The sequence below is a fragment of the Pseudomonas sp. B21-040 genome (assembly GCF_024748695.1).
In the GTDB taxonomy this organism is placed as follows: domain Bacteria; phylum Pseudomonadota; class Gammaproteobacteria; order Pseudomonadales; family Pseudomonadaceae; genus Aquipseudomonas.
In genome coordinates this window covers 3,383,118-3,396,204 of sequence record NZ_CP087176.1, presented here as the reverse complement: position 1 = coordinate 3,396,204, position 13,087 = coordinate 3,383,118, and the positions used below count along the sequence as shown (strand labels likewise).

The 13,087-nt window shown below is 62.3% G+C and carries 10 protein-coding genes; 9 read left to right on the top strand and 1 reads right to left on the bottom strand.

Features of this window, described 5'->3' with window-relative positions:
* Window positions 1–15: 15 nt before the first annotated feature.
* Complete coding sequence (locus LOY55_RS15700) at window positions 16–675, bottom strand: lysozyme inhibitor LprI family protein (RefSeq protein ID WP_258665670.1); 660 nt, start codon at window positions 673–675, stop codon at window positions 16–18.
* A gap of 523 nt (window positions 676–1,198) precedes the next feature.
* Between LOY55_RS15700 and LOY55_RS15695 the strand changes: the two genes are divergently transcribed.
* Genes LOY55_RS15695 through LOY55_RS15655 form a run of 9 tightly spaced genes read left to right on the top strand, consistent with a single transcriptional unit; the run spans window position 1,199 to window position 13,078 of the window.
* Complete coding sequence (locus tag LOY55_RS15695) at window positions 1,199–3,481, top strand: phage tail sheath subtilisin-like domain-containing protein (RefSeq protein WP_223525363.1); 2,283 nt, start codon at window positions 1,199–1,201, stop codon at window positions 3,479–3,481.
* Window positions 3,482–3,540: 59 nt separating this feature from the next.
* Window positions 3,541–4,065 (top strand): phage tail protein, encoded by a 525-nt coding sequence (locus LOY55_RS15690; protein WP_077430158.1) that lies wholly within the window; start codon window positions 3,541–3,543, stop codon window positions 4,063–4,065.
* 46 nt (window positions 4,066–4,111) lie between these two features.
* Complete coding sequence (locus tag LOY55_RS15685; RefSeq protein WP_258665666.1) at window positions 4,112–4,843, top strand: hypothetical protein; 732 nt, start codon at window positions 4,112–4,114, stop codon at window positions 4,841–4,843.
* Window positions 4,840–5,601, top strand: a complete 762-nt coding sequence (locus tag LOY55_RS15680) for a hypothetical protein (protein ID WP_258665664.1) — start codon at window positions 4,840–4,842, stop codon at window positions 5,599–5,601. The genes LOY55_RS15685 and LOY55_RS15680 overlap by 4 nt, the downstream gene beginning before the upstream one ends.
* Entirely contained in the window at window positions 5,598–6,926 is a 1,329-nt protein-coding gene (locus tag LOY55_RS15675; protein WP_258665662.1) for a DUF4255 domain-containing protein, read from the top strand. The genes LOY55_RS15680 and LOY55_RS15675 overlap by 4 nt, the downstream gene beginning before the upstream one ends.
* Complete coding sequence (locus LOY55_RS15670; protein ID WP_258665660.1) at window positions 6,923–8,836, top strand: ATP-binding protein; 1,914 nt, start codon at window positions 6,923–6,925, stop codon at window positions 8,834–8,836. The genes LOY55_RS15675 and LOY55_RS15670 overlap by 4 nt, the downstream gene beginning before the upstream one ends.
* Window positions 8,833–9,111: a hypothetical protein gene (locus LOY55_RS15665; protein WP_109787195.1), complete on the top strand. Its 279-nt coding sequence runs from the start codon at window positions 8,833–8,835 to the stop codon at window positions 9,109–9,111. Before LOY55_RS15670 ends, LOY55_RS15665 begins: the two co-directional genes overlap by 4 nt.
* Complete coding sequence (locus tag LOY55_RS15660; RefSeq protein WP_258665658.1) at window positions 9,108–12,425, top strand: DUF4157 domain-containing protein; 3,318 nt, start codon at window positions 9,108–9,110, stop codon at window positions 12,423–12,425. The genes LOY55_RS15665 and LOY55_RS15660 overlap by 4 nt, the downstream gene beginning before the upstream one ends.
* Window positions 12,422–13,078 (top strand): hypothetical protein, encoded by a 657-nt coding sequence (locus LOY55_RS15655; RefSeq protein ID WP_046027212.1) that lies wholly within the window; start codon window positions 12,422–12,424, stop codon window positions 13,076–13,078. Before LOY55_RS15660 ends, LOY55_RS15655 begins: the two co-directional genes overlap by 4 nt.
* The last annotated feature ends 9 nt before the right edge of the window (window positions 13,079–13,087 follow it).

Sequence of the window (13,087 nt, the reverse complement as noted above, 5' to 3'; positions counted from 1 at the left end):
GGGCGGGCAGAGCCCTCAACCAACCGGCTCGGCCGTACAGCTTACTTCCCCGGCACCAGGCTTCTGGAAATAGACCCCGTTTTCGTTTTGCCGAAAGCTGTAGTTCCCCTGGTAATTCTTGCCGGTGTATCGGGTTTCAAAATCACTTTGCACCTGGCTCAGGGTGATCGAGGAGTTCGCCAATTTCAGGTAAACCACGCCTGGCTGCGTATTAAAAAATGTCGCAGTCATCAAGTCGCTAAGCCCGGTACAACGGAACGCCTGGGGGCCTTCGGTCAGTCTGTCTGGATCCTTGGTTCTCACAATGGCCGAGCCTTGGCGGAGCTGATACGCACGTTCGGCATAACTGCGGATCACGCATGCCTTGGACTCCGGCCCGGAACCACACTGGTTGCGGGCCTCGATCCAGAACTGCTGGTCGATCATGACTTTGTTTGCGGGCGGCACCGAATGCTCATCCGTGAGCGCCAGTCGATAGAGACGCATCAGTTCAATATCCATTTGCGCCAGTTGCGGATCGCGGCAGATGAGTTTCTCGACGGATGCTTTTGTGTCGGCGCAGTCGAAGCTGGTCTTGAAGGTGCGCGCAGGTGACGCAGCATTCGCGCAGGAGATCGTGACCGCGCATACGCTGGCAACATGCAAGCAGGTGAAAAGGGCCGTGAGCGTTTTCATGTTGACGTCACCCGGATCATTTTCTGTACGGGGCTTTTCTGTACGGGACTATAACCTCAAGCGAGAGAAGTTCCATCCAGCCACATCTTAACTGAGCGATGAAAGTGGGGGGGCTTCGCTGATTTTAATGATGTCTGGCTATTAGCGTTACAACAAAACAGTCATTGGGCTTTTACAGTTAATTATTGTTTTACTTCGACGCTTTATAACTATTGGGTATTGGCCTTTGGCGGCAGCCCTTTAAGTTCAGGTGCTTATAGAACTAAAAATATCAATAAGCCATTAGCTAAAGATGGAAATGCTTGAATTTGCGTAATAAAAAAAACGATCTATAGCTATCCATACCTTTCGGATCGTGGGCTGTCAGTTCCCATAAGAAATATGAACTGCGTCCAGGTCGTCAACGGTTTCCGGGCAGTGGATGGGTTCGGATGTAGTTGTGTTGGTTGTGAGGCGACGTTGTATCTGCCTCTGAAGGGATTTGGCCATCAACCTCCTGCATCCAGCCCGGAAAGGATCCGTCATGCCTGCCCAACTCAGCTATCCAGGCGTCTATATCGAAGAACTTCCCAGCGGCGTGCGGACCATTACCGGCGTCGCGACCTCGGTGGCTGCCTTTGCCGGTTCGGCGCCACGCGGGCCGATCAACAAAGCCCAGCACCTGTTCAGTTTCGCCGATTACGAGCGGCGCTTCGGCGGCTTGGCAGTGGATTCCGAGATGGGTTATGCGGTCCGGCAGTTCTTCCAGAACGGCGGTACTGAGGCCTACGTGGTGCGTATCGTCAAGGACGCCAGTACAGCCAGCAAAACCTTGCAGAACACAAACCCGATCGATGTACTGAAGGTCGAAGCGCTGGACGAAGGCGCTGCGGGTAACGGTATCGAAGTACGGGTGGATCACCTCACCATCAACCCTGGTAGCTCATTCAACATCACGTTCATCCGCGCCTCGGATGGACGCGCCGAACGCTTTGAAAATCTGTCAATGAACTCGATGGACGCCCGCTACGTGCTGGATCAGGTCAATGCGGTTTCTCAGTTGGTCAACGTGAGTCGGGTGGTCGGTCAGGCAGCACTGGACGGGTTGGCAGCCGGCACTTCGCGTGGTGCCAGTCTGGCCGATGTGACGACCCTGCTGGACGCCAATCACAACGAGTTTCGGGTCAGCGTGAACAATCTGCCGCCGGTCAAGGTGCTGATCGCGCTGCCGGCGGATATCGCCGGTGGTACGCCGACCCAGCGTCTGGATTCACTGTGTGGTGCAATCCAGGCCAAAGTCCGGGCCCAAGCGAACAGCCAACTGGCCTACCAGAACTTCACCTGTGGGCGGCCGGCCGCTACGCAAACGATCCTGATGACGTCCGGTGTCGGCGGTGAGTTCTCCAGTGTGCGGGTGCTGCCCGGGCAGAAAAGCAATGCCAGTGCTGCGCTCAAACTTGGCAGTGAAGCAGGTGGAGTGGAGGTCGATGCGGTCGGGGCAATCCGTCCGGTGCCGGTGCCTGATCCTGCGACCCTGACCAGCGATACCTTCGCTGCCAACGACCTGGATGCTCTGCCAGATGCGACCCACACGGGCCTTCGCATCAGCCTCGATGGCAATTCCGATGTGATCGATATTGGTGACGCGGGGGCGGCTGGCGCCAATCTGGCCGCCAAACTGACGGACGTCGCCGCGCGGATTCAGGCTGCGGTGCGTGCGCGTAAACCGGGAGATCCCGCCTACCGCAACTTTACCTGTGCAGTGGCCGGCAGCACCCTGGTCCTGGCCACCGGCACCCAAGGCGCGGCCTCAAGTATCGCGGTCTCGGATTCGCCGCTGAACAGCATCGCCAGCCAACTGCATTTGCTGGCGGGCTCGCTGACCACCCAGCCGGTGAACGTCACCCTGCAAGGCGGCAGTGAAACAGCCTATGCCGCCGCGGATATCTATTCCGCCTTCATTGCGGACCGTGACACACGCAAAGGGTTGTATGCCCTGGAAGAAGTGGACCTGTTCAACATCCTCTGTCTGCCGGGTATCACCGACACCGGCGTGCTGATGGATGCAGCGGCTTACTGTGAGGAACGCCGGGCATTCTTCGTGATCGACTCGCCACCAACCGCTGTCGATCCGCAGCAGATGGTGGCGACGGTTTCCGGCACTGCGTTGCCAAAATCCGATCACGCCGCCGTCTACTACCCCTGGGTCTACATCGCCGATCCCCTGAAAAACGGCAAGTTGCGCCTGAGCGCACCCTGCGGAACCGTGGCCGGGCTTTACGCCCGCACCGATGGTGACCGTGGTGTCTGGAAGGCGCCGGCCGGCACTGAAGCCAGCCTGATCGGGGTACAGGCGCTGAACTATCAATTGAACGACCGCGAGAATGGCAGTCTCAACCCGCTGGGGGTCAACTGCCTGCGCAGTTTTCCGGTTTACGGCGCGGTGTCCTGGGGAGCCCGGACCCTGCGCGGGGCTGACCAGATGACCTCCGAATACAAATACGTGCCGGTGCGCCGACTGGCCCTGTTCCTGGAAGAAAGCCTGTATCGCGGCACTCAATGGGTGGTGTTCGAGCCCAATGATGAGCCGCTCTGGGCGCAGATCCGGCTCAACCTCGGCGCCTTCATGAACAGCCTGTTCCGCCAGGGCGCCTTCCAGGGCAAAACGCCGCGCGAGGCCTATCTGGTCAAGTGCGATCGTGAAACCACCACCCAGGACGACATCAATCGCGGCGTGGTGAATATCCTGGTGGCTTTCGCTCCGCTGAAACCGGCGGAGTTCGTGGTGATCAGGATCCAGCAGCTGGCTGGGCAAATTCAGGTGTGATCCAGGCAGCGGCCACCCGGGTGGGTGGCCGCTGAATCGCTGCATCAGGGAGATATGCCATGGCTCAGTTCACGGTCAACGCCCAGCGTTTCGATCCTTACAAAAACTTCAAATTCCGCGTCAAGTGGGACGGTCGCTATGTCGCCGGCATCAGCAAGGTATCGGCACTCAAGCGCACCACTGAAGTGGTCAAACACCGCGAGGGCGGTGACCCCAGCAGCAGCCGCAAATCGCCGGGGCGCACCGAGTTCGAGGCGATCACCCTGGAACGTGGGGTGACCCACGATGCCGATTTCGAGCGTTGGGCGAATAAGGTCTGGAACTTCGCTTCCGGCTTGGGCGCGGAGGTGTCGCTCAAGGATTTTCGCAAGGACATCATCATCGAGCTATACAACGAGGCCGGCCAATTAGCCCTGGCGTACAAGGTGTTCCGCTGCTGGGTCAGCGAGTTTCAGTCGCTGCCGGACCTGGACGCCAATGCCAACGCCGTCGCCATCGCCCGTCTGAAGTTGGAAAACGAAGGCTGGGAGCGCGATTACGAGGTGGTCGAACCGAGCGAACCAAGCTTCAACGAGCCGAACTGACGAGGCATCGTGCCTGTTGGCATTTCCATGATGGAGATCCCTGACCGTGTCCAAGCTTGATTCCGCTGACTGGCTGGCGATCTGGGACCACAGCCAGACGCTGCCCCCCGCACTGCAATCCTGCGCGCTGTTGGCGCCCTTGCTGGCCGACGGCCTGGCGGGTGCCGAGCGGTTGCCAGTGGGGCACCGCGATGCCCATCTGCTGGACCTGTATGGCGCGCTGCTCGGGCCGCAATTGACCGCCATGGCCTGTTGCGAACATTGTGCCGAACGCCTGGAGCTGAACCTGAGTACGGCCGACCTGCGTCTGGATGATCCGCCCGCCGACGCGCCGGAGTTGCAATTGCAGTGGCAAGATTACCGCCTGCGTTTTCGCCTGCCGGACAGCCTCGATCTGGCGGCCGTGGCCCAATTGTCGGACATCGAGCAGGCGCGGCAGCTATTGGTCCGGCGCTGCGTGCTGGAGGCTGCGCAGGGCGCGCAGCCAATATCGCTCGAGAACTTGCCGCAGGGGGCGATGCAAGCCTTGAGCGAGGCCATGAGCCAGGCCGATCCACAAGCGCTGATTGAGTTAGACATGTGCTGTCCGGCGTGCAAGGAACGTTGGAGCGAGGTCTTCGATATCGGCAGCTACCTGCTGGAAAGCCTCGACCATTGGGCGCAACGGACGCTCGATCAGGTCCATTTGCTGGCCGCGGCCTACGGCTGGAGCGAGACGCAGATTCTCGCCTTGAGCCCGCAGCGTCGCGCCCGCTATCTGCATCGCGTGCAGTCATGAGCGACTGGCTGCTGGCCTTGGCCCGGCGCGCCTTACAGCCGCCAACAATTCGCCCGCGAATCGGCTCGCGCTTTGAAAACGACGCTATCGCGCCGCGGGATTTTGAGCAGGCACCGCAGTCGCAACTGACACCCACCCAAGAACCGTCCACCGCGACTGCCGCGATCCCGGTAACGGTGCAACCGAGGGCCGAGCCGTCATCGCCGATGGCGCGGCCTGTTACGCAGGTGTTGCGTCAGGTGACCTCGCTGCTGCAACCAACATCGCCGGTGGCGACCATCCCGCCACCCATGCCAGGCCCTGCGCAGACGGTGGTTTCGTCAATGCTTGAATCACCGAAGGAGGCCGGGCTACCCCGAATTCCGCTACCGTTACCGCCGGTTGTCGAGACTGCGCAAGGACAGCCACCCCTGCGCCTGGAATCCCGGCTGATCGAACGCTCCCACAGTGAACAGCGTATCGAGCGCCACGAGCTGACTCGGGAGCTGATCGAACGCCGTGTCGAACGCCTGCACGAGCAAGCGCCCAACGCCACCTCGGCATCGCAGCCTCTGCATGTCCGGCAGGAACCGCACCCGACGCAGCTCGATAGGCCCGCTGCCGCACCGCGGGTCGAGATCAATATCGGTCGCATCGAAATTATCCCGTCCGAGGCCGCGACTGCGTCGCGTCGGGAAGAGCCGCCCCGGCGCTTGCCGGCCAAGTCCCTGGATGACTATCTGAGCGAGCGTAACTCGGGTGCAGGACCGCGGTCATGAGTTCGCCACTTGGGCTGGCCGCAGCGCTCGCGACGCTCCAACAGTTGCTGGAAAGCGGCCTGGCGGAATTGAAAGTCAGCGATGTGCTGGGCGGTGCGCCGAGCGTCACCTGTATCGGCCCGGACCGCATAGATCCCGCCGGTGGCGACCAATTGAACCTCTATCTCTACAACCAGACGCGCAACCCCGGCTGGGCCAACCTTGGCCTGCCAAGCCGCGACAGTGTGGGTGAGCGCATTGGCAATCCGCCTCTGGCGCTGGACTTGCACATACTCATCACAGCCTATGGCGCTGCCGACTTCCACGCCGAAATCCTCCTCGGCGCTGCCATGCAGATCCTTCATGACACCCCGGGAATGGGCCGCGATGCCATCCGCGCGGCGCTCAAGCCGGCGCCGAACAAACCCAATGTGCCCAAAGCGCTGGAACGCGCCGGGCTGGCCGATCAGCTGGAGCAACTGCGGATCACGCCTCTCAATCTCAGCACCGACGAACTCTCGCGCATCTGGTCGGCGATCCAGGTGCCGGCGCGGCCCAGCGCGGCGTACCTGATCAGCGTACTGCTGCAATCGACGGCCAGGAGCCAACGCACGCCGCTGCCGGTATTGGCACGCAACCTCTATGTGGTGCCGTTGCGGATGCCACGGGTGGACCGGGTCGAGTCGGTGGCCGGCGCGTCAATGCCGATTCTGCCGGATGGCAGCGTGCGGGTCAGCGGCGCCAACTTCAAGGCCCAGACCGTACAACTGTGGGTCAACGGACTGGACCTGAGCGCTGGTCTGAGCACCGTCGATAACGAGACCCTGGAGTTCGGTTTCCTGTTGCCGGATCTGCCTCATCCGCCGGCGCTGCCTTCATCCTTGCGGGCGGGGGTCTGCACGTTGCAGGTGGCCCATGGGCAATGGTTGGGTACGCCGCCGGTAGCCCATGGGGCGGTGCAGTCGAACCTTGGCGTGTTCATCCTCAACCCGCAGGCGGGTTTTGTCGTGCTACCCGGTGCCACCAGCACGGTGGTCGACGGCGTCACCTACCGCTTCGGCAGCATCGAGGTGACATGCGCTCCGCCAGTGGGCCCCGGGCAGCGGGTGCGCGTGCTACTCAACGAAAAGAACCCGCCGAGCGACCGGCCGGCACGGGCCTATAGTTTCAGCGCGACTGACGGCAATGGCATTCTCCCGCCGGCCGAGCAGAGCTCGACAGTCACCGTCGAGTACCAGGGCGTCGCCCAAGGCGCTTACCTGGCAAGGGTGCAGGTGGATGCCGGAACCAGCGCGCTGGTCATGGGCGCTGACGGGCAATTCAGCACGCCGCAGGTGCTGCCATGAGCCAGCGCCATGATTTTGCCGAAAACCGCCGCGTGCTGACCCAGGCGTTGAATGCCTTTGCCGCTTACCTGACGGCGCGACTGGCTGGCGAGCCTGCGCCCTTGGGCGCTTATCTGCGAACCCCGCCAGCCCTGGCGCGGCTGAGCGAGCGGTTGGGGTTGAGCCGTTTCGAGCAGGATCTGTTGCTGCTGGCCGCCGCCGCTGACCTCGACCCACGCTTTCGTGACCTGCTGGCACAAGCCCAAGGCGACGCGTACCAACCCTGGTTGAGTTTCGAGCTGGCCCTGAATCTGCTCCCGGACCCTGAGTGGAGTTCGATCACCCCTATCGGCCCTCTGCGGCGCTGGCAATTGCTCGAACCGAGCGGCAGCGGCGGGGTGCTGCAAGCGCGGCTGGTGGTGGATGAAATCATCCTGCACCGGATCGCCGGCCTGAGCTTCCCAGACCCGCGCCTGGAGCCCTGGTTTCGCCGGGAAAACCTGCCAGACGCCGCGTCGGTCGCTGTCGATGGGCATCAGGCCAGGGCCAGCATCCTCGAGATCGCCGCGCAGTGGCAGGTGGCGCCCAACCTGGCCCTGGCGCCCATTGCGCGACTGGTGGACGGTGACGGCGATGGCTACGCCCACGCCTTGGCGACAGAGCTGGGGCTCAAGCTCTACCGGATGACCGAGTTCGACCTGCCTGCAGGGCAAGCCGAGCGCGGGCAATTGGCGCACTTATGGGAACGTGAAGCGCTGTTGCACGGCGTGCTGCTCTGGTTGCAACCGCAAAGTCTGAACCCGGAGCAGGCACAACGCTTGGGCGACTTCCTCGATCACCTGCAGAGCCTGCTGCTGCTCAGTGGTGACAGCGCGCCAGCCTTGCGTCGCCGTCAATGTCGGGTCAGCGTTCAGGGCAGCGATGCATCGGCACGGCTCAAGCTCTGGCAGCAACAATTGGGTGAGTCAGTCGCAGGCCTCAACGGCCGTCTCGGCCTGCTGGCGGAACAGTTCCAGCTCAGCAGCAGCACCATTCTGCGTCTGGCCGAGGGTTTCAAAGCCAGCCCCCAAGGTGGTGCCGAACACCTCTGGCAGGTGTGTCGCGAAGAAGCTCGACGCGGCCTGGAACACTTGGCCGAACGGGTGGACGCCCGCGCCGGCTGGGACGACCTGGTGCTGCCGGACGCGGCCCTGACCAGTCTGCATACGTTGGCGGCGCAAGTCCGCCAGCGCACGCGGGTCTACCGCGACTGGGGCTTTGCCGAACGCAGCGACCGAGGCCTGGGCATCAGCGCCTTGTTCGCCGGCGGCAGCGGCACCGGCAAGACCCTGGCCGCCGAAGTGCTGGCCAACGAACTGCAGCTGGACCTGTACCGCATCGATCTGGCGGCGCTGGTCAGCAAGTACATCGGCGAGACCGAGAAGAACCTGTCACGGGTATTCGCCGCGGCTGAAAGCAGTGGCGCGATCCTGCTGTTCGACGAGGCCGACGCCTTGTTCGGTAAACGCAGTGAAGTGCGCGACAGCCATGACCGCTACGCGAACCTGGAGGTCAGCTACCTGCTGCAACGGATCGAGACTTACCGTGGCCTGGCGATTCTCACCACCAACTTGAAGCAGGCCATCGACCCTGCGTTCCAGCGCCGCATCCGTTTCATCGTGCAATTCCCTTTCCCCGATGTGGACGCCCGCAGCGCCATCTGGCAGCGGGCGTTTCCGTCCGATGCACCGTGCAGCGCATTGGATATTGGCAAGTTGGCGCGGCTATCGCTGTCAGGCGGGCATATCCGCAACCTGGCCTTGAACGCGGCTTTCCTCGCGGCGGACAAGGACATGGCCATCGGCATGCAGCATCTGCGCGCGGCGGCCGAAGCGGAATTCGCCAAACTGGAAAAACCGCTGCCGGCGGCGGAAGTGGGGGACTGGGAATGACCCGTACCCTGGCACCCGCCGCCCCGACCATCAGCCTTACGATAGGGACTCTGGCGCTGCCCGGTTATTCGTTGCGCAATGGCCAGCGACTGGCCGGCGCCCTGGAACGCGAGTTGGGACGTTTGCTGATCCAGGGACCGCTGCCAGGGCAGGGCTTTGCGCTTGAGCAGGTGCAAATCCCCCGGTTCGCCACGCCCGCCGGAGAACGCCCGGAGCGCACCGGGCGGCGCTTGGCACGGTTGATTGCCGAACAACTGCAGGGGCCGGGACAATGACCGAACACGCCCTTGCCCCCAGTGCCGAACGCGACGCCTCGCCCCCGAAAACCGCCGTGCGCGGTCTGCTTTTACAGCGCAAGTGCGCCTGTGGCGCGGGTGCGGGCAGCAGCGGCGAGTGCGAAAGCTGCGCCGCCGGCCGCCAGCAGAACCTGCAACGCAAGAGCAACGGTGCCTCGGGCGGGCAGGGTGTACCGGACTCGGTCAATGAGACCCTGGCACGTCCCGGCAGACCGCTGGATGCGGACACCCGCGATTTCATGGAAAGCCGTTTCGGTAGCGACTTCGCTGCCGTACGCGTACACGACGACAGCGCCGCCGGGGCCAGCGCCCGGGATGTGGATGCGCATGCCTTCACGGTCGGTCAGGACATCGTGTTCGGTGACGGTCAATACCAGCCTCACAGCGACAGCGGTCGACACCTGTTGGCCCACGAACTGGCCCACACCGTGCAGCAACAAGGCCTGCATCGCTCCGGCATCAGCAACCTCGCCGATCAGGGGCCGCACTACCAGCGGCTGGAACGCGAGGCCGACTTCGCCGCCGACAGCGTGATGCGCGGCCAGCCTCTGGCCAGCGGCGTGCTCAGTCAGGGCGGGCCGCGACTGTCGCGCAAGGATGGCAAGGGCAAGTCGCAAGACTATGAGGTGGAGAGCCGTTACAAAGACCTGGAAATGTCCACCGGGCACAAGGTCACGCCGGAGAAAAAAACCACTGCCAAAGTGAAGGGCAAGGACAAGGAGCTGGCTTCGTACGACGTCGATTTCCTTGAGTTGCATGAGGTCAAGGGCCCGGTGCTCAAGGAATGGCAAAGCAAGGCCAAGGCCAAGGCCCTGCGTGCAATCATCACCTTGCAGGGGGCCAAGGCCCAGGAAGCGGGCCTGTGGCAAATGCGTGTCAGCTCCGACGAGTTGCGTTCGCGCTGGGTCAATCTGCGCGGCTGGAAGATGGGCGATGCGTTGAACGCCGCGTGGCAAAAGGCCGGTGGCGATGCCGAGTTTCCCAAGGTTGGCGGTGGCACCTGCGAGATGGATCACATCATCGAATTGCAGGTGGGAGGCGATAACACCCAGGAAAATATCCAGGTGCTCGATCGCCTTGATAACGGCATGAGCGGCAGCCTGATCAAGCAACAGGTCTTTGGCCTGGCACAAGCCATCGCGCAAAAGATCGAGGAGGGCGGCGAGGAGCCGCCGGCGCAGATCCGCATGGTGTTCGCCGATTCCAAAATGAAGGGCACCGGCAAGTGCGGACCCTGTTGCGAAACCGGCAAGAAACTCGGCAAGCCCGGCAAGGACGGGCGCGCCGACAAGTCCACTGAAACCCTGATCGACTACCCGGTGGTGGCCGGCGGTAGCACGCGGGTGCTGCGGGTCAGTGAAAAGAGCAAGACGCCGCCGATCTTTGAGTCCGGTATCCCGGAAAACGTCGCAGGGGCCGAAATCCTTCCCGGGTTGTTGTTGATGACCTTGCGCCGGGTCGGCAAGGGCAAGGACACCATCAACGCGATGATCGACAACCGCGACCGGACCCGCCTGCCGATCACCTTGCCGGCCAAGGGCACCGGGGTGGTGCTGGATGTCGCCGAGGACGGTGGCCTGACCCTCTCGGCGGCGGCGAAGAAGAACGCCGGTATCGCGTTCACTTATGACTACCTGAGCCCCGGCGTCTTCACCAAACTGGACCTGGTGCCCGGTGGGGTCGCGGGCGAGGGCTACATCACCCCCACCAAAGTGCCTTTGTTGCAAAAAATCGAAGTGGCCTTCTCGCCGGAGTATTTCCGGCTCAAGGCGCCGCTGGACAAGGACAAACTGAAGCCACCGTTCGGCGGGGTGAAAATCACCGAGGCAACGCTGGCCATCGATCTGGCGCCGAAACTGAAACCGGTCGGGACTGTCGCGTTCGAGTTCGGCACCGCGAAGAAAATCGCCGCGAGCAAAGTCGAGGTCAGTGCCGACGAGAATGGCCTGGTGTTGACCGGGGTGCTCTTTGTGTATTTGCCCGGCGTCGATGAAGCCAAGGGCGAGATCAAGTATCAGGCCGGCGAGTGGAGTGGCGGGGCGCACATCGAGTCGGGGCAGATGGCCGGCAAGATTCCCTATGTAAAAAGCGGCGCTGTCGATGTGTTTCTCAAGGCCGGCAAGATCGACGCCAGCGGCAAGGTCAATCTGGAACTGCCAGGCGGCAACGAGGCTGCGCTGGAGATCAGTTACGCCGCCAACAAGTGGGTGTTCCAGGGACGCGGAAAGATCAAGGTCAAGAGCCCCTACCTCAAACCGATCCAGGCCAGCCTCTGGTACGACGGCGAACTGTTTATCGCCAAGGGCCAGGCCGGATTCGCCTTCTCGGGGCTCGACGGCATCATCGATGCCACCTACGAGAACAAGGGCGGCAAGGAGAAGGTCTACGGCAAGGGCGATATCAAGATCGACAAGGGGCGCGCCAAAGGCAATATCGTTGTCGAGTTGCTGCCCAATGAAAAGATCATCGGCAAGGGCAAGCTCTCCTACGAAATCAAGAAGGACATGGTCGCCACGGCTGGCATCACGGTGGACGAACAGCAAAAGATCACCTTTGACGGCGAGCTGAGCTTTCCCGACATCACCCTGTTCAAGCGCTTCCCGGAGAAACAGGAAGACCAGCCGATTTTCTCGGCCTCGGGAAGCATCCCGATTCCTGGCGCCTCCATCGGCCCGATCGGGCTCAAGGTCAAACTCTGGGGCAGCCTGGGGTATTACTACTATGTCGGCCCCGGGGTACTCACCGGGATCAAGGCCACGGTCAAGTTCAGCCCGTTCGAAGCCGACCCGGACTTCAGTTTCAACCTCAAGGCCAAGGCCAGCATCCCGGCAGGCGGGGGGATCAGCGGCAAAGTCGGCGCCGATGTGGTGATCGATCTGTACATCGCCGAGGTCGGTGGCGGCCTCAATGTCGAGGCCAGGGCAGGGCTTGAAGGCAAGGCCGAGCTGGCCGGCGAGATCGCTTACAGCAAGGACAAATTCAGCGTCGATGCCAGCGCCTATATCGGCGGCAGCGTAGTGCTGGCCGCCGCGTTGAATGCCCGGGTCTTCGCCGAAGCCGGGGTCTGGCGGTTCAAGGTACGGACCGAAAAAACCTGGAAACTGCTCGGTGGCACCTTCGACACCGGGCTGAGCCTCGGCGTACGCCTGCCGCTGCACTACGACAGCATTGATGGCTTTCGAATGCCCAAGCTCTCCGATATCAAACCGGAACCTGCGCAGCTCAATCTCGACCCCTCGAAGATGCTGTCCAACCTGTTCGGCAATGCCACGAAAGAGGAGCACGAGGTATGACCGGCTTTTCCAATTCGCCGAAAGTGCTCAAGGGCGGCCTGATCCTGATCGACCCGGCCAGCGGTGCCGTGCTGCGAGTCATTGCTCTGCAGTACAACCCCGATCTGCTGACCCGCAGCCTGCAACCGCAGAGCACCGGCGGCAGTGCAGCGATCAGCGAGCCATTGCGCCTCAAAGGACCGCCGGTGGAAACGATCAAGCTCGACGCCGAGATCGACGCCACCGACCAATTGGAGTTTTCCGATCAGCACCCTGGTGCGATCGAGGTCGGCATCCACCCGCAACTCGCCGCACTGGAAACCATCGTCTACCCGGACAGCAACGCCTTGATCCGCAACAACCAGATGGCGAGTGCCGGCACCCTGGAAATCGTTCCGGTACAGGCGCCACTGCCCTTGTTTGTGTGGAGCAAGGAACGCGTGGTGCCCGTGCGCATCACCGATTTTTCGATCGTCGAGGAGGCGTTCGACGTCAACCTCAACCCGATCCGCGCACGCATCACCCTCGGCATGCGCGTGCTCAACATCAATGATTTGGGCTTCGGCGACAAGGGCGGGCACCTCTACATGGTTTACCACCAGAGCCGCGAACGCCTGGCGCGCAAGGCCAGCAGCGCGACCCTGGCCAGCCTGGGTTTGAGCGCGCTTTTTTAAAACAACGGA

Excerpts from the sequence above, each read along its gene's own strand:
- LOY55_RS15700 (WP_258665670.1), bottom strand. The coding sequence starts at position 675 with ATGAAAACGCTCACGGCCCTTTTCACCTGCTTGCATGTTGCCAGCGTA.
- LOY55_RS15695 (WP_223525363.1), top strand. The coding sequence starts at position 1,199 with ATGCCTGCCCAACTCAGCTATCCAGGCGTCTATATCGAAGAACTTCCC.
- LOY55_RS15690 (WP_077430158.1), top strand. The coding sequence starts at position 3,541 with ATGGCTCAGTTCACGGTCAACGCCCAGCGTTTCGATCCTTACAAAAAC.
- LOY55_RS15680 (WP_258665664.1), top strand. The coding sequence starts at position 4,840 with ATGAGCGACTGGCTGCTGGCCTTGGCCCGGCGCGCCTTACAGCCGCCA.
- LOY55_RS15675 (WP_258665662.1), top strand. The coding sequence starts at position 5,598 with ATGAGTTCGCCACTTGGGCTGGCCGCAGCGCTCGCGACGCTCCAACAG.
- LOY55_RS15670 (WP_258665660.1), top strand. The coding sequence starts at position 6,923 with ATGAGCCAGCGCCATGATTTTGCCGAAAACCGCCGCGTGCTGACCCAG.
- LOY55_RS15665 (WP_109787195.1), top strand. The coding sequence starts at position 8,833 with ATGACCCGTACCCTGGCACCCGCCGCCCCGACCATCAGCCTTACGATA.
- LOY55_RS15660 (WP_258665658.1), top strand. The coding sequence starts at position 9,108 with ATGACCGAACACGCCCTTGCCCCCAGTGCCGAACGCGACGCCTCGCCC.
- LOY55_RS15655 (WP_046027212.1), top strand. The coding sequence starts at position 12,422 with ATGACCGGCTTTTCCAATTCGCCGAAAGTGCTCAAGGGCGGCCTGATC.